Annotated in this window: 17 protein-coding genes and 4 tRNA genes; 5 read left to right on the top strand and 16 right to left on the bottom strand. The window is 56.2% G+C overall.

The annotated features are described in order from the left end of the window. Positions 1-12 precede the first annotated feature (12 nt). The 6 genes from uvrD to lptM all read right to left on the bottom strand — a co-directional run bounded on the left by uvrD (position 13) and on the right by lptM (position 5,634). Positions 13-2,175, bottom strand: a complete 2,163-nt coding sequence (uvrD, locus tag E3U32_RS11895; RefSeq protein ID WP_134348961.1) for a DNA helicase II — start codon at positions 2,173-2,175, stop codon at positions 13-15. A 76-nt stretch (positions 2,176-2,251) separates the two neighbouring features. After that, a complete protein-coding gene (gene yigB, locus E3U32_RS11890; RefSeq protein ID WP_134348960.1) occupies positions 2,252-2,968 on the bottom strand; it encodes a 5-amino-6-(5-phospho-D-ribitylamino)uracil phosphatase YigB in 717 nt (238 codons plus the stop codon). Continuing rightward, positions 2,968-3,870 (bottom strand): tyrosine recombinase XerC, encoded by a 903-nt coding sequence (gene xerC, locus E3U32_RS11885; protein WP_134348959.1) that lies wholly within the window; start codon positions 3,868-3,870, stop codon positions 2,968-2,970. The genes yigB and xerC overlap by 1 nt, the downstream gene beginning before the upstream one ends. After that, positions 3,867-4,574 carry a DUF484 domain-containing protein gene (locus E3U32_RS11880; protein WP_134348958.1) on the bottom strand — a complete coding sequence of 236 codons (708 nt, stop codon included), beginning with the start codon at positions 4,572-4,574 and terminating at the stop codon, positions 3,867-3,869. Before E3U32_RS11880 ends, xerC begins: the two co-directional genes overlap by 4 nt. Beyond that, positions 4,571-5,395, bottom strand: coding sequence for a diaminopimelate epimerase (gene dapF / locus E3U32_RS11875; protein WP_134348983.1), 825 nt, complete (start codon positions 5,393-5,395; stop codon positions 4,571-4,573). Before dapF ends, E3U32_RS11880 begins: the two co-directional genes overlap by 4 nt. 35 nt (positions 5,396-5,430) lie before the next feature. Then, a complete protein-coding gene (gene lptM / locus E3U32_RS11870; RefSeq protein ID WP_134348957.1) occupies positions 5,431-5,634 on the bottom strand; it encodes an LPS translocon maturation chaperone LptM in 204 nt (67 codons plus the stop codon). 135 nt (positions 5,635-5,769) lie between these two features. Here lptM and cyaY point away from each other — a divergent pair, with 135 nt between their 5' ends. Then, a complete protein-coding gene (gene cyaY, locus E3U32_RS11865) occupies positions 5,770-6,090 on the top strand; it encodes an iron donor protein CyaY (protein ID WP_028018192.1) in 321 nt (106 codons plus the stop codon). 95 nt (positions 6,091-6,185) lie between these two features. Here the strand turns inward: cyaY and cyaA are convergent, their stop codons facing one another. Beyond that, the gene (cyaA, locus tag E3U32_RS11860; RefSeq protein WP_134348956.1) at positions 6,186-8,729 is read right to left on the bottom strand and encodes a class I adenylate cyclase; all 2,544 of its coding nucleotides are present in this window, start codon (positions 8,727-8,729) and stop codon (positions 6,186-6,188) included. Between the two features lie 349 nt (positions 8,730-9,078). On the opposite strand from cyaA, the gene hemC reads away from it, so the two are divergent. The 4 genes from hemC to hemY are packed head-to-tail and all read left to right on the top strand — an operon-like array spanning position 9,079 to position 13,182. After that, the gene (gene hemC / locus E3U32_RS11850; protein ID WP_134348954.1) at positions 9,079-10,020 is read left to right on the top strand and encodes a hydroxymethylbilane synthase; all 942 of its coding nucleotides are present in this window, start codon (positions 9,079-9,081) and stop codon (positions 10,018-10,020) included. Beyond that, positions 10,017-10,757 carry a uroporphyrinogen-III synthase gene (gene hemD, locus E3U32_RS11845; protein ID WP_134348953.1) on the top strand — a complete coding sequence of 247 codons (741 nt, stop codon included), beginning with the start codon at positions 10,017-10,019 and terminating at the stop codon, positions 10,755-10,757. The genes hemC and hemD overlap by 4 nt, the downstream gene beginning before the upstream one ends. Positions 10,758-10,777: 20 nt before the next feature. Beyond that, complete coding sequence (gene hemX / locus E3U32_RS11840; protein WP_134348952.1) at positions 10,778-11,980, top strand: uroporphyrinogen-III C-methyltransferase; 1,203 nt, start codon at positions 10,778-10,780, stop codon at positions 11,978-11,980. A 2-nt stretch (positions 11,981-11,982) separates the two neighbouring features. Further along, on the top strand, positions 11,983-13,182 hold the full coding sequence (gene hemY, locus E3U32_RS11835) for a protoheme IX biogenesis protein HemY (RefSeq protein WP_134348951.1): 1,200 nt from the start codon (positions 11,983-11,985) through the stop codon (positions 13,180-13,182). A gap of 540 nt (positions 13,183-13,722) precedes the next feature. On the opposite strand, the gene E3U32_RS11830 is transcribed toward hemY, so the two are convergent. The 9 genes from E3U32_RS11830 to wzxE all read right to left on the bottom strand — a co-directional run bounded on the left by E3U32_RS11830 (position 13,723) and on the right by wzxE (position 20,284). Further along, positions 13,723-13,799 (bottom strand) — tRNA-Pro (locus E3U32_RS11830). A 47-nt stretch (positions 13,800-13,846) separates the two neighbouring features. Then, positions 13,847-13,932, bottom strand: a tRNA-Leu gene (locus E3U32_RS11825). Positions 13,933-13,953: 21 nt separating this feature from the next. Further along, a tRNA-His gene (locus E3U32_RS11820) sits at positions 13,954-14,029 on the bottom strand. A gap of 64 nt (positions 14,030-14,093) precedes the next feature. Continuing rightward, positions 14,094-14,170, bottom strand: a tRNA-Arg gene (locus E3U32_RS11815). 102 nt (positions 14,171-14,272) lie between these two features. After that, positions 14,273-15,658 carry a bifunctional threonine/serine APC transporter ThrP gene (gene thrP / locus E3U32_RS11810; RefSeq protein WP_134348950.1) on the bottom strand — a complete coding sequence of 462 codons (1,386 nt, stop codon included), beginning with the start codon at positions 15,656-15,658 and terminating at the stop codon, positions 14,273-14,275. Between the two features lie 197 nt (positions 15,659-15,855). Next, positions 15,856-16,596: a lipopolysaccharide N-acetylmannosaminouronosyltransferase gene (wecG, locus tag E3U32_RS11805; protein WP_134348949.1), complete on the bottom strand. Its 741-nt coding sequence runs from the start codon at positions 16,594-16,596 to the stop codon at positions 15,856-15,858. A gap of 12 nt (positions 16,597-16,608) precedes the next feature. After that, positions 16,609-17,961: an ECA oligosaccharide polymerase gene (wzyE, locus tag E3U32_RS11800; protein WP_134348948.1), complete on the bottom strand. Its 1,353-nt coding sequence runs from the start codon at positions 17,959-17,961 to the stop codon at positions 16,609-16,611. Then, the gene (locus tag E3U32_RS11795) at positions 17,958-19,037 is read right to left on the bottom strand and encodes a TDP-N-acetylfucosamine:lipid II N-acetylfucosaminyltransferase (RefSeq protein WP_134348947.1); all 1,080 of its coding nucleotides are present in this window, start codon (positions 19,035-19,037) and stop codon (positions 17,958-17,960) included. The genes wzyE and E3U32_RS11795 overlap by 4 nt, the downstream gene beginning before the upstream one ends. Further along, positions 19,034-20,284: a lipid III flippase WzxE gene (wzxE, locus tag E3U32_RS11790; protein WP_134348946.1), complete on the bottom strand. Its 1,251-nt coding sequence runs from the start codon at positions 20,282-20,284 to the stop codon at positions 19,034-19,036. Before wzxE ends, E3U32_RS11795 begins: the two co-directional genes overlap by 4 nt.

Here is a 20,284-nt window from a genome sequence, read left to right as displayed (position 1 = left end):
TTTTTCTGAATGTTAGACTGTTTCCAGCTTCGCATAGGCCGCCACCAGCCATTTGATACCCTGCCCCTGGAACGCCACCTGCAGGCGGCTATGCTCGCCGCTGCCTTCCAGATTCACAATGGTACCTTCGCCAAACTTCGAATGGCGCACGCGCTGGCCCAGCTTGTAGCCGGTGTCGGTTTCCGCAATCGGCGAGCCCATACGCTGATGGCTGACCGGACGGCTGATGCTCGCCCGCAGACGCACCTCTTCCACGCACTCTTCCGGCAGTTCACCGATAAAGCGCGACGGACGGTGATAGACCTCTTTACCGTACAGACGGCGGGTTTCGGCGTAGGTTAGCGTCAGCTTTTGCATCGCGCGCGTCACGCCCACGTAGGCCAGGCGACGCTCCTCTTCCAGGCGTCCGCCCTCATCCAGCGACATCTGGCTAGGGAACATCCCCTCTTCCATGCCGACGATAAACACCTGCGGGAACTCCAGACCTTTGGCGGAGTGCAGGGTCATGAGCTGAACCGCATCCTGCCAGGTATCCGCCTGTCCCTCGCCTGCTTCCAGCGCGGCGTGAGAGAGAAACGCCTGAAGCGGCATCAGGTCTTCATCTTCTTCGTTGTAGCTGAACTGGCGCGTTGCCGTGACCAGTTCCTCTAAGTTCTCAATACGGGTCTGGCCTTTCTCGCCTTTTTCCTGCTCATACATGGTTCTCAGGCCGGAGTCTTTAATTACCCGGTCCGTCTGCACGTGCAGCGGCATGTCGGCCGTTTCCTGCGCCAGAGCATCAATCAGTTCGAGGAAACGCTGCAGCGCGCTGGCGGCACGACCGGCGAGCGCTTTTTCCTGCAACAGCTCGCGGCATGCCTGCCACAGCGTCAGCTGGCGATCGCGAGAGGCCTGACGCACCACGTCCAGCGTGCGGTCACCAATGCCACGGGTCGGCGTGTTGACCACGCGCTCAAACGCCGCGTCGTCGTTGCGGTTTGCAATCAGACGCAGATACGAGAGCGCATCTTTGATTTCCTGACGTTCGAAGAAGCGCATACCGCCATAAATACGGTAAGGCATGCTCACCTGCAGGAGCGCCTCTTCCAGCACGCGCGACTGGGCGTTGCTGCGATAGAGAATGGCACACTGTTCAAGCGCGCCACCATTGTCCTGCCAGGTTTTGATACGGTTCACCACGAAGCGAGCTTCGTCGAGTTCGTTGAACGCGCAGTAAATTGAAATCGGTTCACCGTCGACGCCGTCGGTCCACAGCTTTTTCCCCAGACGCCCGTTGTTGTTTTCAATCAGGGCGTTGGCTGCACTCAGAATATTATTGGTTGAGCGGTAGTTCTGCTCCAGACGGATGGTCTGCGCGCCAGGGAAGTCATTGAGAAAGCGCTGGATATTCTCCACCTGCGCCCCGCGCCAGCCGTAGATCGACTGGTCATCATCGCCCACAATCATCACCTTGCCGGTATCACCGGCCAGCAGGCGGATCCACGCGTACTGGATGTTGTTGGTATCCTGGAATTCGTCCACCAGGATATTGGTAAAACGTTCGCGGTAGTGCTGCAGGATGTGTGGTTTGTTCAGCCACAGCTCGTGGGCGCGCAGCAGCAGTTCGGCGAAGTCTACCAAACCGGCGCGATCGCACGCTTCCTGATAGGCCTTATAAACGTTCTGCCAGGTCTGCTCGACCGGGTTGCCAAAGCTCTGAATATGGTGCGGACGCAGCCCCTCGTCTTTCTGGCCGTTGATGTACCACATCGCCTGACGCGGCGGCCACTGCTTCTCGTCGAGGTTCATTGCCTTGATCAGACGTTTGAGCAGACGGAGCTGGTCTTCGCTGTCGAGGATCTGGAAATCCTGCGGCAGGTTGGCGTCCATATGGTGCGCGCGCAGCAGGCGGTGCGCCAGCCCGTGGAAGGTGCCAACCCACATGCCGCCCTGGCTGGTGCCCATCAGTTGGGCGATACGGTGGCGCATCTCCGCCGCCGCCTTGTTGGTAAACGTGACCGCCATGATGGAGTACGGTGAGCAGTTTTCCACGCTTTGCAGCCAGGCGATACGGTGAACCAGAACGCGCGTCTTACCACTGCCCGCCCCTGCCAGAACCAGCATGTTGGTGCGCGAGGCGGCAACTGCTTCACGCTGTTTGTCATTAAGGCTGTCGAGCAGGTAAGAAACGTCCATTGGCACCGTCACGTCATGTCGGGCAGGCGAATGACATTCGCCAAAACCCTGTTAATTTATACAGAACAATTGATGATTATATCAGCGTCGTGAGGGATGCCAACCGCGAAATTTCCAGGTGTGGCAGAAGACGGCTATCGGAGGCGATCATCAGGTCGGCTTTTTCCGGCTTGATCCAGCAGGCCTGCATGCCGCAGCGGATGGCACCCGCCACGTCTGTGGTGAGGTCATCCCCCACGTGCAGAATTTCACCCAGCGACAGATTCAGTTTTTCCGCTGCAAGATGGTACATATCACTGAACGGCTTGGAGCGCCCGTGGGGACCGGCACGCAGCACAAATTCAAAGTAATCGCCGAGACCAAACAGCTCAGGCTGGGCATTGCCATTGGTGATGGCCACCAGCGGCCATTTCTCTGCCAGTTTCGCCAGCGTGTCGTGGGTCTCCTGCGGCACATCGATACGGCTGCGCCATTTGGCGAAGTTTTCCATTGCCGCTTCAGCCCCAATGGCCGCATCTTGCGCGCTCAGCCCCACGTTGAGCATCGCCTGCTCAACCGCGCGACGACGCCATTCGGTCACATCGTGGTAAATGTCCGGCTCGGTCTCCCGCAGGGACTGACGCAGCGTCTGGAAATCCTTGTTCTGCATCGTCTTCAGCGCCGGATGGTAGTTCTGGACAAACGCCAGCGACTCCTGCTCGGTACGCAGGATCACTTCGCGGTTGTCATAAAGGGTGTCATCAAGGTCAAACGTCAGGGCTGAAATCTGACCGAGTGGGCGGTAAAAACGCATTATTTCCCCCGTTTGGCGCGTGGATGCGCCGCGTCATACACCGAGGCAAGGTGTTGGAAGTCTAAGTGGGTATAGATTTGAGTGGTCGACAGATTTGCGTGGCCAAGCAGCTCCTGCACGCCGCGCAGATCGCCGCTCGACTCAAGCATGTGTGTCGCAAAGGAGTGACGCAGCTTGTGCGGGTGAACGTGGCTGTTCAGCCCCTGCTTAATGCCCCACTCCGCAAAGCGCTTCTGCACGTTACGCGCCGAGATCCGCTTGCCGAGTTTCGACAGGAACAGCGCGTCCTCTTCTGCGCCAAACAGCCCGCGCAGGTCAAGCCAGTGCTCAATCCAGGATACCGCATTGCGGCCAATCGGCAGGCGGCGCTCTTTGCTGCCCTTGCCCATGACCCACACTTCGCCGGTGTCCAGGTCGAGGTGTTTTAAATCAAGATTAACCAGCTCTGAAAGACGCAGCCCGGCACCGTACATCACCTCCAGCATCGCGCGGTCGCGTACGGCCAGCGGATCGTTCAGATCGATATCCAGCAGGCGGTTTACGTCGTCAACGTCGATATTTTTAGGCAGATGGCGCGGCGCTTTTGGCGTGGCGATCCCTTTTGCCGGGTTGGCTTTTAAGCCTCCCTGACTGACCAGCCAGTCGAAGAAACTGCGCAGCGCAGAGAGTCTGAGCGCCAGGCTTGCCGGACCTAATCCTTTTCTGCGGCTCCGCACGACAAACCCGCGAACCGTCGCAGCGTCACAGTGCTGCCAGCTTTTCAGGCCGATCTCGTCGGCAATCTGCATGAGGGCATCAAGCTGACGCTGGTAATTAAGCAGAGTAATGGGGCTAAGCTGACGCTCCACGCCCAGATAGCGCAAAAAGCGCGAGACGTCAGCAGCGAGCAGTCCGTCCGTCATACTCGCTCAATCCAGCGCTCCAGCAGCTCAGGCAGCATCAGAGCGATCTCCTGCAGCAGGTGCGTGGCTTGCCCTTGCTCATAGTGATGTGCATCGCGGCTGGTAAATAACATGACCCCCAGATCGCCATCGCGCCCCATCAGCGACATCGCCACCGAGCCTATCGCTTTAGCTTCGGGTAATACCACCAGCAGTTCAGGTCCGTTCAATGGTCCAAGGTAGTGATGCTCATGGCCCAGACGCTGAATGCGCAGCGGTTCAAACGCCTGACGGCTAAGTGCCAGATGGGTAAACCCCGACGGTGCGCCAATGCGCCAGCGGTCAGGGAAAAGACGGATCGTTGCGCCCGCAAGCCCAAGCTCGCGCGCCCAGCGGTGGAAGCGGCTGAGGAACTCTTCAAGACTGTGCGCCGATGCCAGACGCGCCTGCAGATGCAGCAGACGATAGAACAGACTTTCGTTAGTACTGGCCTGTTCCATCAGCAGCGTCATGTTCTCTTCAAGCTGATTGATGTGGTTGCGCGAGCGCGCCATGTGCCATTCGACCAGCGACACGGTTCCGCGAACCGGATGCGGCACGCGCATCTCTTCGACGATGCGTGCATTGCGAATAAAAAACTCAGGATTGCGCAGCAGATAATCAACAACAGCTCTGTCGTCCAGCTCCGTCACTGTTTCCTGCAGTTCTTCCCCTGGTTGTTTCATAGATGGATAAACCCGTCATAGACATGTGCCGCCGGGCCAGTCATATACAGTGGATGACCCGGTCCTTTCCAGGCGATATCTAGCCGACCGCCCGGTAACTCCACGCGAACCTCTTCTGCCAGTAACCCCTGAGAGATGCCCACGGCCACTGCCGCACAGGCACCGCTTCCGCAGGCCTGCGTCTCGCCCGCGCCGCGCTCGTAAACCCGCAGGCGGATGTGCTCACGCGCTACCACCTGCATAAAACCGATGTTCGCGCGCTCCGGGAAACGTTCGTGGCTTTCCAGCACCGGGCCGAGCGTTTCGACGGCGGCAGTTTCCACATCATCAACCTGAATCACGCAGTGCGGGTTACCCATTGAGACGACGCCGCACAATACTGTCTGCTCGGCCGCACGCATAATATAGGTCTTTTCCGCTTTGTTTGCGCGAAACGGCACAACGGAGGGCTCGAAGTTAGGCTCGCCCATGTTCACGCGTACCAGCTCATCATCAGTGACGCTGAGCACCATGCGACCATTGGCCGTGCTGACGCGAATATCACGCTTGTTGGTCAGCCCTTTCAGGCGGACAAAGCGGGCAAAACAGCGCGCGCCGTTGCCGCACTGGTTAACTTCGCTCCCGTCCGCGTTAAAAATACGGTAGTGGAAATCGAGGTCAGGATCGTACGGTGGCTCAACCACCAGCAGTTGATCGAACCCCACGCCCAGATGCCGATCCGCCAGGCGACGGATCAGTTCCGGGGAGAAAAACACATTCTGCGTTACCGCGTCGACGACCATAAAATCGTTGCCAAGGCCATGCATTTTAGAGAACTGCATCATTTGCTCCATTGCGCGGGTACAGAACGTTGTCGTCAGAGATTTACCTGAGTCGGACCACCGTTGTCGCCACGATCGTTAGTATCTGGCGTAGTAGATTCAATACCGCTGTTCACAGGTTTCGTCGGCGGCGGCGCGGTTTTATCCGCTGGCGGGAAGTACAGTGGTCCCTTCAGTCCGCAGCCCGTCAGGCTAAACAGCGTGATGAGAACGGCAAGCGTTCGGAAAGCGTTTTTCATTATAAAGTTGCCCGTAAGTTCAAATCTGTTTCTATCATCGCAGGAGAAGACACAAAAGCAAGAGTTTGCCGCTTTCCTGCAACGGGATTTATTTAGGGTTATACTGCCGGCATCACGAAAAACAGGAACAAAACCATGAACGACAGTGAATTCCATCGCCTTGCCGACAACCTGTGGATGACCATCGAAGAGCGTCTCGACGACTGGGACGGCGACAGCGATATCGATTGTGAAATCAACGGCGGTATTCTGACCCTGAGCTTCGAAAATGGCAGCAAAATTATTATTAACCGCCAGGAGCCGCTTCACCAGGTATGGCTGGCCGCCAAACAGGGCGGCTATCATTTCGATCTGAAAGACGGGGAATGGGTTTGCGACCGTAGCGGCGTCACGTTCTGGGATCTGCTGGAACAGGCGGCGACCGCGCAGGCGGGTGAGGTCGTGAGTTTCAGGTAATTTTGTCGCCGGGTGGCGCTGCGCTGACCCGGCCTACGGAACCGAGCTGTTGTAGGCCCGGTAAGGCGTAGCCGCCACCGGGCGAGCGAAAAGGCTCAGGAGAAATACTGCTGCAACAGCGGCGCGGTGTCCTGATTTGCAGGCGCGACAGGCGTGACGGCCTGGGTCCGGAACGGAATCACCTGCGTACGACCGTCGACGTTCACAATCTGGTAGAACTGCGGCAGGTTAAAGTTGATAAAGCTTGAGCCGTAGGTGAAACGATCATGCGAAGAGGAGTAGAAGCGGCTGACGTCGCGCACCAGCTCCTCTTTACTGCCTTCACAATGGTGATACACCTCGGCGCGGTTGGTCTCATCCAGAATGTAGATATTGAAACCGGCATCGTCGCCCGACTCTTCGAAGAAGAACTGAATAATCCCTTCACTGGCAAAACCGTCAACCACCTGCGGCAGCTTAACGTGGTTGGTTTCCACCTGCACCGACAGACCATGCAGCTTGTTGTGTGAAATCGCGCCGTAGAACTCGATGGCGTTTTCCAGCTTCTGTACCGACACGTTGAGACGTTCGAAGAACAGGCCCCAGGTCTGGCCGGAGACGCGCAGCGCTTTAAAGCGCCCGGTTTCCTGACGGGTACTGGAGAGACGCAGTTCGATACATTCAGAAACCAGCTGCTGCACGCGGGTACGAATCAACCCACGCAGATGCTGGCTGTAACAGAACACTTCCACGCTGTCCGGTGGCGCGGCGTCCTGGTGCATTTTACCGAGAATGGTTTTCAGCGCTTCGATCATCGCCTGCTCGCCGTTGAAATGCAGGGTACGCACTTCGTTCCACGAGTTGCGGTAAAGCAGATCCACGCTACCCACCAGGCAATTTTGCTGCTCGCCAAAGCTAAAGACGTCCAGCTTGCGGAAGTCAAAATGGACCACCTGATTGCGGAAGGCCGCCGTCGGGTCGTATTCCAGGTTAACGATGATCGCCAGATGGCGAATCTCACATGGGCTGTAGAGCGCTTTCGGCGTTGGCGCAGGCAGACGCAGCGGGAAGTGGTGTGAGACATCCGCCACCATCTCCTGCAGCTTAGCGAGATCAACCACCTCGTTGCCTTTGATAAACAGGCGGGTGCGCGAGGTCAGCAGGCCGTTAAACCAGGCCCAGGCCACCAGCTTGTTCAGGTAACGGTTATATTCCAGCGGTTGATGGCTGACGATCGAATCCATGCTTGGCGCACGGTTGTAAAGATACCACCCGGTGCGGTTCGCGCGACCCGGCGGAACATAGATAAAGGTCAGGTTCGGTTCTGAGAGGTCAGGCGAAATCTGCGGGTTAACCAGAGTGACTTTACCCGGCAGCGCTTCAAACGCGGCGTACAGTTTACGGGTCAACACACCGATATCCTGCGGGCTGGCTGAAACGCTGAGGTTATTACGACGCGCAAAGCGGATCAGGTTACGGTAGCTTTGCATCATCGCATCGAGCAGTTCGTTGTGCGCTTCACGCACCTGATCGATTTTCCAGTTGGCGCGGTTGTCGAGCATGGACAAACGCTCTTCGTCCCATCCCCACTCTTTCACTAACTGACTGACCACTTCACGACGCCAGCCCACGCATGCGCGCTCGCGGCTCAATTTCTCACAGACTTTGAGATAGAAACATCGACGCACCAGGTCAAGACGCGTGGTGTCGTCAATGGCTTTCAGGTATTCGGTCACGCGCTCCAGCATCATGCAGTAGGCGTCCAGCCCGAAGGAGACGATCTCCCCGTCGTGCAAACGCTGCTTGATATCTTTCGCCAGCAGGCGCGGCGTCGGGTATTCCCAGGAATAGGCTTCCAGCAGCAGCGTTTTCAGCACCGCTTTGTACGGTGAGTCAATACTCTTATAGAGCTGCCAGAGGCTTGCGCCAAAGTACTCTTCCGCTGACAGAGAGCTCAGGCCACCGAGGTCCAGCCATTCGTTTGGCGTCAGGACACCCTGCGAGTACAGCGACATCACGTAATCGTCGTAATGCTCTTCTTCATCGCACGGCACCATATTCCACAGAATACGCTTACCGGCCAGACGCACAGCAGTACGGTAAAATTCATCCAGCAACAGGATGTGCTGGGTCGAGCCGCAGTCCTCACCACCCAGACTGCCGCTTTCGTTATGACGGAATCGGTTTTCATCAATCAGGAAGAAGCTCACTTCCACGCCGAGCGACGCCGCCCAGCTTTCCAGCAGGCTGCATTTACGTTGCAGCAGCTGGCGCTCTTCGTTATCAAGCCAGGACTGATGACAGACCCAGATGTCCAGGTCCGAAGAACAGCTTTGCCCTACCGATGAGGTACTCCCCATAGAGTAAACGCCGGTAATCGGCAGTTCACCTTTCGGGGACTCCTGTGGCGGCATGCCGCGATAGAGTTCAAGCTCACTCAGATAGTGCTGTTGGGTTTCATCAGGCGTGAAAAGGCAAATGCCCTGGGGAACGTTACCGTCAAGGTAGCCAGGCATCAGCGGATGGTGATAGTGCAATAATGTCGGCAGCAGACTGTATACCTGCTGGAAAGCAGGGCCCATAGCAGCAAGCGCGCGATCCACACGCAGTTGATTTATGGCATCCAGTCTCTGTTTCAGAGTCTCAATATAGAGGTACAAGACGTATCGCCTGATGTTTCCGGGTGGCGCAAGCTATTCAAAACATGAATAACAGCGGGCCCGCAGTATTTCAAAAAGATAACCGTTACCCTTTTTCGCCCTTATCATTATGGTGGTACCGACGAAAAAATGGTCTAAAACGTGATCAATTTAACACCTTGCCGGTTGACCGTAAAGAAAGATGCGCTACATACAAGTGTAGCACCGTTCTGTACGTGTAAATTCCTGAATACGGCTATGGCTGACGAATACGCCGCCTTGTCCCTCTCACTCTTCATCAACCGTAAAACTGCCATCCCAGAGTCAACAATGTTAGGATGGTTAGCGATTGATAATGACGGTAACAAGCATGTTAGACAATGTTTTGAGAATTGCCACACGCCAAAGCCCTCTCGCGCTCTGGCAGGCACATTATGTTAAGCAGCGCCTTGAAGCCTGCCACAGTGGATTGCGCGTCGAGCTGGTGCCGATGGTCACGCGCGGTGACGTGATCCTGGATACGCCGCTGGCGAAAGTGGGCGGCAAAGGCCTGTTTGTCAAAGAACTGGAACTGGCATTGCTTGAGAAACGCGCCGATATCGCCGTACATTCGATGAAAGACGTGCCTGTTGAGTTCCCGGAAGGGCTGGGGCTGGTGACCATCTGCGAGCGCGAAGATCCGCGTGACGCATTTGTCTCTAACCACTACGACTCGCTCGATGCGCTGCCTGAGGGTAGCGTGGTTGGCACGTCCAGTTTACGCCGTCAGTGTCAGCTGGCGGAGCGTCGTCCTGACCTGATCATTCGCTCGCTGCGCGGGAACGTCGGCACGCGTCTGGGCAAGCTGGATAACGGCGATTACGATGCCATTATTCTCGCTGTTGCAGGCCTGAAACGTCTGGGGCTAGAGGAACGCATTCGCGTGGCGTTACCGCCAGAGCTGTCGCTGCCAGCCGTTGGCCAGGGCGCCGTTGGCATTGAGTGCCGTCTGGACGATGCGCGTACCCGCGAGCTGCTTGCCCCGCTGAACCATGACGACACCGCTATCCGCGTAAAAGCCGAGCGTGCGATGAATACCCGCCTCGAAGGGGGATGCCAGGTTCCGATTGGCAGCTATGCTGAATTGACGAACGGCGAACTGTGGCTGCGTGCGCTGGTGGGCGCCCCGGACGGTTCGCAGATGGTGCGTGGCGAACGTCGCGGTAAAGCGCAAGATGCCGAACAGCTTGGCGTCTCGCTGGCAGAAGAGTTACTGGATAACGGCGCCCGCGAAATTCTGGCTGAGGTTTATAATGGAGAACCCCCTGCATGAGTATTCTCGTCACCCGCCCTTCTCCCGCAGGAGAGCAATTAGTGAGCCGTCTGCGCGCACTGGGGCAGGTGGCCTGGAGTTTTCCGCTCATTGAATTCTCCCCGGGTCGGGAGCTCTCTACGCTCGCCGACCAGATGAATACCCTTCAGGAAGGCGACCTGCTGTTTGCGTTGTCGCAACATGCCGTGGAATTTGCCCACGCGCAGCTGCAACAGCAGGGCCTGTTCTGGCCAACCGCCCCACGCTATTTCGCGATTGGCCGCACAACGGCGCTTGCGCTGCATACCGTAAGCGGTGCGGATGTTCGTTACCCGTTAGATCGGGAAATCAGTGAAGTCTTGCTACAATTACCTGAATTACAAACCATTGCCGGAAAACGCGCGCTGATTTTACGCGGTAACGGCGGACGCGAACTGTTGGGTGAAACGCTGCGCGAACGCCGGGCTAACGTCACGTTCTGCGAGTGTTACCAGCGTTGTGCAAAACATTATGATGGTGCAGAAGAGGCGATGCGCTGGCATACGCGCGGCATTACGACCCTGGTCGTGACCAGCGGTGAAATGCTGCAGCGGCTCTGGTCACTTGTACCGCAATGGTATCGTGAAAATTGGTTACTCCACTGTCGGCTTCTGGTCGTCAGTGAGCGTCTGGCGAACCAGGCCCGGGAACTGGGCTGGCATGATATTCGGATCGCTGATAACGCCGACAACGATGCGCTGCTGCGCGCATTACAATAACTCTCAAATGGGAAGCCATAATGACGGAACACGATAAATCCTCCGCCGTGGTTGAAGAGACCAGGGAGACTGTGGAGACAACGCCACAGCCAGAGACGACTGAGAAAACCGCTGAGAAGAAAAACGGCAGCAACAAAACGAGCCTCACGCTGAGCGCGATTGCCATCGCCATTGCGCTGGCAGCAGGCGTTGGTCTGTACGGTTTGGTGAAACAACAGGGTGCTAACCAGACGTCCACCAGCGATGCGCTGGTGAATCAGCTCACTGCTCTGCAAAAAGCGCAGGAGACGCAGAAAACCGAGCTGGAAACCGTGATTAAACAGCAGGCTGCCGCGCTTGCCGATGCGAACAGCAAACAGGAAGAACTGACCAAACAGCTGGGCGAAGTGCAGCAGAAAGTCGCCACGATTTCCGGCACCGATGCCAAAACCTGGCTGCTCTCACAGGCTGACTTCCTGGTGAAGCTCGCCGGACGTAAGCTCTGGAGCGATCAAGACGTCACCACTGCCGCCGCGCTGCTGAAAAGCGCTGATGCAAGCCTGGCAGACATGAACGATCCAAGTCTTATCACCGCACGCCGTGCGATCACCGAAGACATCGCCAGCCTCTCCGCCGTCTCGCAGGTGGACTACGACGGCATTATCCTTAAAGTGAACCAGCTCTCGAATCAGATTGATAACCTGCAGCTGGCGGATAACAACGACGACGACTCCCCGATGGATTCCGACGGCACCGAGCTGTCCAGTTCCCTGAGCGAATGGCGCGTGAACCTGCAAAAAAGCTGGCAGAACTTTATGGACAGCTTTATCACCATCCGCCGTCGCGACGAAACCGCCGTGCCGCTGCTGGCGCCGAACCAGGATATCTATCTGCGCGAAAACATTCGCTCCCGCCTGCTGGTGGCGGCACAGGCCGTGCCGCGTCATCAGGAAGAGACCTACAAACAGGCGCTGGATAACGTCTCAACGTGGGTACGCGCCTACTACAACACCGATGATGCGACGACCACCGCCTTCCTCGAAGACATTGATAAACTGAGCCAGCAGAACATCACCATGAACGTGCCGGATAAGCTGGCCAGCCAGCCGATTCTGGAGAAACTGATGCAGACGCGCGTACGTAACCTGCTGGCGCAACCGGGCGTACCGGCAGAGCAGACGGGTGGAGCGGCAGCGGCTCCTGCTTCCGCACCCGCGTCTGAAAGCGCGCCGCAGGGAGAGTAACGATGCTAAAAGTCCTCTTACTCTTTATCCTGCTGATCGCCGGGATCGTCCTGGGGCCGATGCTCGCGGGCCATCAAGGCTATGTGCTGATCCAGACCGATAACTACAACATCGAAACCAGCGTTACGGGCTTAGTGATCATTCTGATCCTCGGCGTGGTGGTGCTGTTTGTTCTGGAGTGGATCCTGCGCCGTATTTTCCGCACCGGTGCCCATACGCGCGGCTGGTTCGTTGGCCGTAAGCGCCGCCGCGCCCGCAAACAGACCGAACAGGCTCTGCTTAAGCTCGCCGAGGGTGACTATCAGCAGGTTGAAAAGCTGATGTCGAAAAACGCCGATCATGCCGAACAGCCGGTGGTGAACTATCTGCTGGCTGCTGAAGCGGCGCAGCAGCGCGGTGACGAAGCACGCGCCAATCAGCACCTGGAACGGGCGGCAGAGCTGGCGCATGGCGATCCGATTCCGGTGGAAATTACGCGCGTTCGTCTGCAGCTGGCGCGCAATGAGGATCACGCGGCTCGCCACGGCATCGACCGCCTGCTGGAAGTCGCGCCACGTCATCCGGAAGTGCTGCGTCTTGCCGAGCAGGCCTATATTCGTACCGGCGCGTGGGGCTCGCTGCTGGACATCATTCCGTCGATGGCGAAGGCCGAGGTCGGTGATGATGAACATCGTGATGAGCTTCAGCGTCTGGCGTGGATTGGCCTGATGGATCAGGCGCGTGCCGACCTGGGCAGCGACGGTCTGAAAACGTGGTGGAAAAATCAGAGCCGTAAAACGCGCCAGCAGGTTCCTCTGCAGGTGGCGATGGCGGAACATCTGATTGAATGTGACGATCACGACACTGCGCAGGAGATTCTCCTCGACGGTCTGAAGCGCCAGTACGACGATCGTCTGGTGATGGTGATCCCGCGTCTGAAAACCAACAACCCTGAGCAAGTCGAGAAAGTGCTGCGTCAGCAGATTAAAACCGTCGGTGACCGACCGTTGCTGTGGAGCACACTCGGTCAGTCGCTGATGAAGCACGGTGAATGGCAGGAGGCGAGCCTCGCCTTCCGCGCGGCGCTGAAGCAGCGTCCGGATGCCTTTGACTACGCGTGGCTTGCCGATGCGCTGGACAAGCAGCATAAGCCGGAAGAGGCGGCCGCCATGCGGCGTGATGGGTTGCTGTTGACGCTGCAAAATAACGGTACGCAGCAGTAATTAATCAGGAGGCCAAATGGCCTCCTTTTTTACGCCCATAAAAAAACGCCTGCTATAAAAGCAGGCGTTAAAACAGGTCTGTAAGACAACATATTTGGTGCTTCACTCAACGTTGTGTCCATGGTGTCTGATGAGGCCGAAGCGACATCTGTCAGTGGACGATAAGCACCGTAAATGGCTCTGCGTCATTCCTGAGTTTATGAGGCACTAAGGCGAACATAAGAGATGGAATGAGCATCTACGCGTATATTATTGCACGTAACGTGCCAACATGACATCCAGAAGTTTTACATGACGCAACATTTTAAGATAAAAGGAAATTATGCTGTTAAGCACCGTCTTAAGCTCTACAACGTATCGATAAATGCAGAAATATGTCGCCAGGAGGAGACAGCAAAACCCACGGATAATTAATGCTTTTATTTTCAATTGGTTATATGTCGCTGAATCGCGACAATGAAACAGGGCGCTGTCGGGGAATCACTACAGGGATGAGAAGTCGCAGAAAACAAAAAACCCCGCCGAAGCGGGGTTCAAAATTGGTCGGCGAGAGAGGATTCGAACCTCCGACCCACTGGTCCCAAACCAGTTGCGCTACCAAGCTGCGCTACTCGCCGATGTACTGCTTTTTTTGAATTTTTAGTTCAATTCATTTTAAAAGTCGTGGTGCGAGGGGGGGGACTCGAACCCCCACATCCAAAGGACACTAACACCTGAAGCTAGCGCGTCTACCAATTCCGCCACCTTCGCAATTCACAACTCTTTCAATAATGGGGTGGCTAATGGGATTCGAACCCACGACAACTGGAATCACAATCCAGGGCTCTACCAACTGAGCTATAGCCACCACTGTATTCTTTCACGCGGTACTGACTACTTCTCAGACCACCGCAGCTCTAGCACCGGGTAAATGGTGCGCCCGACAGGATTCGAACCTGAGACCTCTGCCTCCGGAGGGCAGCGCTCTATCCAGCTGAGCTACGGGCGCTTAGCGCCGTTGCGGGGCTGGATATTACGTACCTCCGTCCCCGCTGTCTAGTGCTTTTTTGAAAAAAATGCGCGTTTGGTTATGGTTTGCACATTTTGCCGCTTATTCCTCCACTTTCTGCGTGGTGGCACGGCGACCCAGGCCAAAAAGCTTATAAGCAGCCGTCACTGCCGCCAGGAAGATCACCCCGACAAACAGCGACATGCGGGTATCTTCATTAAAGTACATTCCGATTAATACGCAAATCAGGAACGCCATCGTCAAATAGTTCGCATAGGGGAACAGAATTGACCGGAACGGATGGCTTTCAATCGCCTTTTTATGCGCATGACGGAAACGCAGCTGGCTGATGAGGATCACAAACCACGGCACCATGCCCGGCAGTACGCTGGCGCTATAGACGTAAACGAACACGCGCTGCGGATTAGGAATGATGTAATTCAGGCAAGAGCCAATCAGCAGGATCACAATGGATACTGCTACACCCGCAACAGGAACGCCGACACGTGAGACTCTGCTCATCGCTGCAGGCAGCTGGTTATTCTTCGAGAGCGCATAGAGCATACGCCCGCAGCTGTACATTCCGCTGTTACAGCCTGACAACGCTGCCGTAAGGACCACAAAGTTGATGATACCCGCCGCCGCCGTGATACCAATTTTGGCGAAGGTTAAAACAAACGGGCTCCCCGTCGTGCCAATTTCGTTCCATGGGAAGATAGTCACGATGACGAAGATCGCGCCCACATAGAAAATCAGAATACGCCACAGCACTTTGCCCACCGCGCTACGCAGCGTAACCTGCGGGTTTTTCGCCTCACCGGCGGTAATGCCGATCAGCTCCACGCCCTGATACGAGGCCACAACGATACACAGCGCCGTCAGGAAGCCCTTCCAGCCGCCGGCGAAGAAACCGCCGTTTTCGGTCAGGTTACCAAAGCCGATTGCATGTCCACCGTTGCCAAAGCCGAAGAAAATCACGCCCAGGCCGACGACAATCATCACGATGATGGTGGTGACTTTGATCATCGCAAACCAGAACTCGATTTCACCATAAAGACGCACGGCTGCCAGGTTTGCCAGCGCCACCAGCCCCACGGCAATCAGCGCGGGTATCCACTGAACCATGTCCGGGAACCAGAACTGGACGTAGACCCCTATCGCGGTGATCTCAGAGATACCCACCGCCATCCACATAAACCAGTATGACCAGGCCGTCAGGTAGCCGAAGAACGGGCTCATATAACGATGCGCGTAAACGGCAAAGGAGCCGGTTACCGGTTCCAGGAAGAGCATTTCGCCCATGGAACGCATGATGAAGAAAACAAACAACCCGGCGATAATGTACGCCAGTAATACGGAAGGGCCTGCCCATTTGAGCGTGCTTGCAGAGCCCATAAACAGGCCCACGCCGATAGTGCCGCCCAGCGCTATCAGTTCAATATGACGAGCTTCCAGCCCACGCTGTAGCTCCGGTTTTTTCTCTGCCATAGATCCTCGATTGTGTTTGCTGTTTCCCGGCTTAAGACCGGGTATTGTTTTTTAGGGGTACTAAAATACGGTGCGAATGGTTTCTTAAAATCTGCCAAATGGCAAACGATGCATTAAAAAAATGAATGCATTGCACAGATTATCAGCAGTTTTGCAGGCGAGTTGCAGCGCGAATAGCATATCGCGCTACATTTTGATTACATTTTTCCGGTGTAATGCCAGGCGAGGTAGCGAAGCAGACGGATCTGTCGTTTAATACGCGTCGGTTGCGATAACAGGCGATACAGCCACTCCAGCCCCAGATTTTGCCAAACCTTCGGCGCGCGCTTAACGTGGCCGGTAAAGACGTCGTACGTGCCGCCGACGCCCATATAGAGAGCATCCGGACAAACCTGACGGCAGTCACGCATCAGGATCTCCTGGCGCGGGGAGCCCATCGCCACGGTGACAATTTTCGCCCCGCTGTCACGAACGCGCTCAAACAGCGCCAGCCGATCTTCAGGTTTGAAGTAACCATCCTGGCTGCCGACAATATTAACATTCCATTGACGACGCAGTTTCTCCTCAGTCTGAGCCAGTATCTCTGGCTTCCCACCAATCAGGAACACTGGCGTGCCCTGCGCGCCTGCGCGAGCCATGAGCTGCTCCCAGAGATCGGCACCCGCCACGCGGGAAACATTAGCATCAGGAAACTTTTTACGGATAGAGCGGACCACGCTGATCCCGTCCGCGTATTTGAATTCAGCCGCTTCTATCAGGCTTTTGACCTCGGCGTTATCTTCCACCGCCAGCATCTTTTCCGCATTGATGGCGACCAGCGTGCCGGATTTCATCTGGCCGTCGGCGAACAGAAAATCCAGCGCGTGCTGCATGTCGCGCCAGCCAATAAGCTGCAGACCACGTAGCGCATAGCGCGGTGCAGAAATGTTATCAGTCATTACTATCCTTACTCAGACTTGCGACAGCGATGTGCTGCCCTGTCGCTCGCGCTTGTGCACAAGCCCTGCGCTGTCAAACAGCCAGTACAACAGTTTGGCCAGCAACAGGCAGACGCCGAAAACGACCATAAAGAACACCACGCGTGATACGAACGAATCCAGTCCTTCACGCGCCAGAACGATCATATTGAAAATGGCACCAAAGCAGAAGCTGTGCAAAATGGCCGCTTTGTAGCGATTAGTCTCTTCGTTGCCGCGCAGGTAAAGCCAGTCGAACCACTTAATAATCAACCCCACGGCAACCGCCCCGGGCAAAATGAACCACGCCCCCCCCATAACCACCAGTGAACCGATAAGCGTAGGGGAGATTGCCAGACCGGAATGGTTGTTCAGCACTTCCCAGGTAAAGTAGTTCGCCGTATTCAGCACCACGCCAGGCCGGTCAGGCCATAGCCAGGAAGGGATAAAGACGTAGAAGTCGCGAACAATCGGCGCCAGCCCCTGGAAATCAATCTTGTCGTAATTTTGCAGCAGTAATGCCAGGTTTTCCCACGGCGAGAATGTATCGCGCGTGAGGTAAAGGAACGTGTAAAACGCCTCGTCACCTGCCACGTTCATTCCATATCGCTTCAGCGCCAGCCAGAACATCCCCACAATGCCAAACACCCCGGCCGCAACCAGCATCCACAGCGAGATCCAGCCGCGGATGATGCCGATAAACAGGAAGATGGCGAAGGCGATGATGATATTGGCGCGCGTACCGCCCACAATCATGTAGGTCAGGATGCCAAACGCGACGGTGCTGACCAGGAAGAACAGCCACGCTTTGCTGTCCTGGCGCAGGAAGAAGATCACCAGCATCGCCGGGATGAAGAAGTAGAAGAACCGCTTAAGCGCCACGCCCGAGACTTCGGCAGAAAAAATCTGGCTGTAGGAGTGGAGCTTGAACAGCAGGAAGCCGTTATGCATGAAGAAGATGCCGACACTGACCAGGGCAATCGTCATCAACATCACCCATGTCAGGTGGGTCTCCACTCGATTCATGGTAAAAAGCGCCCGACGCGGCGCGGCAGCCTGCACGGAACGCAGACGCGTTTTATAGGTGACGTAGTACACCGCATAGAAGCAGGTCGCTGCCAGAAGTGCCTGGAGCAGAATTTCCGGGGGCGCGACGCTCACGTCAAAACGGAAGACCAGAATGCTGGTCAGCGGGAAACCAAAAAAGAACGTCAGCAGAAACAATAACGAGAAGAACACGTTAAAGTTGAAACGTACTCGGCGGAATTCGAACCAGGTGAGCGTGGCGATAAACAGGGTGCTCAAGAGCCAAACGACCAGCAACCCGCTGAATTGCAACTGGCTCATGCTTTGTCTCCTGCAGCGATACGCAGCGCACGGTGCCACGGCGTGAGGTAATTCGGGCTAAAGAAGTCGATGGAATTTTTATCCACCAGCGCCAGCTGTCGCTGTGCTTCCCGAACAACCTCTTCATTGAGCACATCGGTGGTGAACAGCACCGGAAGATGCTGTTCGGCCATATCCTGCCAGAACGGGTTGTCGCGGTTTAGCACGCAAGGGATCCCTGCCTGAATAAGCAAGCAAAGTGTGCCAATGCCCTGCTGACGGGCAAAGATGAAATACCCGAGGTCGCATTTTCTCAGCAGCGCGAGATACTCATCAAATTCCAGCTTATCCCGCAGAATATGCAAATTATCCGCGCTGAATAACGCAAGCCCCTGATGGCTAACCTCATCAATGTAGGCGTCATTATTGGCGGGATAGCCCATCGGCACCACCACGTTCACCGTGTCGCCAAACTGCTGATGCACCGCTCTGAGCGCTGCCACATGTTCGTTACTGCGATCGCCGGAATTCCCCACCAGGATCGTCAGCTTGCCTTCACGCACCGCGTCATTCGCCATGGCGTTTAGCGACGGATCCATGCGGGTTGGGAAATAGAGTAATTCGCCGCGCACGTTCGGGTGCTGCTTCGCAAAATAGTTGAGATCGCCACGGGTAGCAAAAACACAGCCCACCCTTCCCTGTGCCATACGGCGCAGCGGATAGAAAAGACGGAATTTCCAGCCGCGGGAGACTTCGTAGAGATCGGCTCCCCAGATATGCCAGCTACACTGGGAAGGCTTGATTCCCCCGCTGAGAAGCCCCAGCCACAGGCCGGTATTAAACTGTCCGTGAAAGAAGAATCGTTGCTCACGATCCGCTTTGGCTTTGGCAATGACCGCTTTCGCCAGCGTGGCCTTATCCGGCCAGAAGCTGATCTTCAGCGTCGGAAATGCTGAACTCAGGCCCTTATCCTGACCTGCAACCATAAACTCACGCGCATCAGGATTACCCGATGCCAGCTCGTCGTTGAAGAACCGCAAAACGGTCTGGTTATGGTGTGGGATATCCGATCCCAGGATGTGAATCAGTGCAGTCATGCGCGTTTACGCCACAATAAAAATACGCCGCAACAGGCAGCGAAATAAACGATATAGGTTGCCATGTAGGCCTGAGCCGCCCCCAACGCACCGTGTGCGGGTATCAACCAGTGCGAGAACGAGGTCAGTAATGCGAACTGGCTAATTTCCGCCAGGATATACAGCCGCAGGGACGCTTTTGCAATCACCAGATAGCCGAAAACGTAAGCACCCACTTTCAACACATCGCCCACCAGTTGCCAGGCAAAGAGATCGCGCATGGCGGTGAACTTCGCCGAGAACAGCAGCCAGATGGCGACATCGCGCAATAACCAGACGGTAAAGCTGGCAGCCGCAACAGCCGGCAACACAAAGCGCAGAGATCGGAAAATCTCACGGGTGATATCCTGCCTCGACGTCAGACGCGATAATGTTGGCAGCAAATAAACGCTAAAGGAAGCCGTAATAAACTGGAGGTAGGCGTCGGAAATGCTGCTTACTCCCTGCCAGATCCCGACTTCATCCCAGCTATAATGCGCCGCCAGCAGGTTTCGCATCATCACGTAGGCTACAGGTAGCGTGACGGAGGTGATGAGCGCCATCAGGGTAAATTTACCCAGCTGGCTGGCAAGCACCTTATCCCATTGCGGTTTCAGGTAGCTCAGCGGGATGACGCCCCGACGCATCAGCATAAGCGCCGCGGGAACAACAACCAGTGCCGGCACCAGCGCCAGCCCGAGCAGCGCGCCTTCATAGCCACCGAGGCGATAGCAGAAGTAGTAAGCAATAACGCCAATGACGCTGCCCAGGATTAAGGCAAGGGCGTTCCCGGCAGCATCACGAAAACCTTTCATCAACGCCAGCAGCAGGTTAGCCCAGGCAATGCCCATCTGAACCAACGCAACCAGACGCACCAGCCCCTGATAATGGGTGTGCCCGAACAATCCCTGGCTGATGGGGGCCGCCGCCAGCAGAAAGACTATCGCCATCAGGGTCGAAAAACCCGTGACCATCGCCGAAGAGGTGCCCACCACCCTGCGAAGCTGAGCCGCATCATCATGGTACTGAGAAACGTATTTGGTCACGCCGTTGAAGATACCGGCACCCGCCAGCACGCCAAGGACGGTGACAAGCTGGCGGAAATTACCCGCCAGCCCCACGCCGGAGGGGCCAAAGGAGACGGCCAACAGCTTGACGACCAGCAGACCGGCGCCAATTTTTACAAGTGTGGACGCGGCGGTCCACACCGATGCTTTTGCCAGAGACAT

It is taken from the genome of Lelliottia nimipressuralis, from assembly GCF_004402045.1.
In the GTDB taxonomy this organism is placed as follows: domain Bacteria; phylum Pseudomonadota; class Gammaproteobacteria; order Enterobacterales; family Enterobacteriaceae; genus Enterobacter; species Enterobacter chinensis.
The sequence above is the reverse complement of the archived record's forward strand: the minus strand, read 5'-3'. Positions and strand labels throughout refer to the sequence as shown.

Coding starts and splice junctions, on each gene's coding strand:
- E3U32_RS11880 (WP_134348958.1), bottom strand. CDS start 4,574: ATGAAACAACCAGGGGAAGAACTGCAGGAAACAGTGACGGAGCTGGAC.
- hemD (WP_134348953.1), top strand. CDS start 10,017: ATGAGTATTCTCGTCACCCGCCCTTCTCCCGCAGGAGAGCAATTAGTG.
- yigB (WP_134348960.1), bottom strand. CDS start 2,968: ATGCGTTTTTACCGCCCACTCGGTCAGATTTCAGCCCTGACGTTTGAC.
- E3U32_RS11795 (WP_134348947.1), bottom strand. CDS start 19,037: ATGACTGCACTGATTCACATCCTGGGATCGGATATCCCACACCATAAC.
- wecG (WP_134348949.1), bottom strand. CDS start 16,596: ATGACTGATAACATTTCTGCACCGCGCTATGCGCTACGTGGTCTGCAG.
- dapF (WP_134348983.1), bottom strand. CDS start 5,395: ATGCAGTTCTCTAAAATGCATGGCCTTGGCAACGATTTTATGGTCGTC.
- hemY (WP_134348951.1), top strand. CDS start 11,983: ATGCTAAAAGTCCTCTTACTCTTTATCCTGCTGATCGCCGGGATCGTC.
- xerC (WP_134348959.1), bottom strand. CDS start 3,870: ATGACGGACGGACTGCTCGCTGCTGACGTCTCGCGCTTTTTGCGCTAT.
- uvrD (WP_134348961.1), bottom strand. CDS start 2,175: ATGGACGTTTCTTACCTGCTCGACAGCCTTAATGACAAACAGCGTGAA.
- hemC (WP_134348954.1), top strand. CDS start 9,079: ATGTTAGACAATGTTTTGAGAATTGCCACACGCCAAAGCCCTCTCGCG.
- wzyE (WP_134348948.1), bottom strand. CDS start 17,961: ATGAGCCAGTTGCAATTCAGCGGGTTGCTGGTCGTTTGGCTCTTGAGC.
- hemX (WP_134348952.1), top strand. CDS start 10,778: ATGACGGAACACGATAAATCCTCCGCCGTGGTTGAAGAGACCAGGGAG.
- wzxE (WP_134348946.1), bottom strand. CDS start 20,284: ATGTCTCTGGCAAAAGCATCGGTGTGGACCGCCGCGTCCACACTTGTA.
- cyaY (WP_028018192.1), top strand. CDS start 5,770: ATGAACGACAGTGAATTCCATCGCCTTGCCGACAACCTGTGGATGACC.
- lptM (WP_134348957.1), bottom strand. CDS start 5,634: ATGAAAAACGCTTTCCGAACGCTTGCCGTTCTCATCACGCTGTTTAGC.
- thrP (WP_134348950.1), bottom strand. CDS start 15,658: ATGGCAGAGAAAAAACCGGAGCTACAGCGTGGGCTGGAAGCTCGTCAT.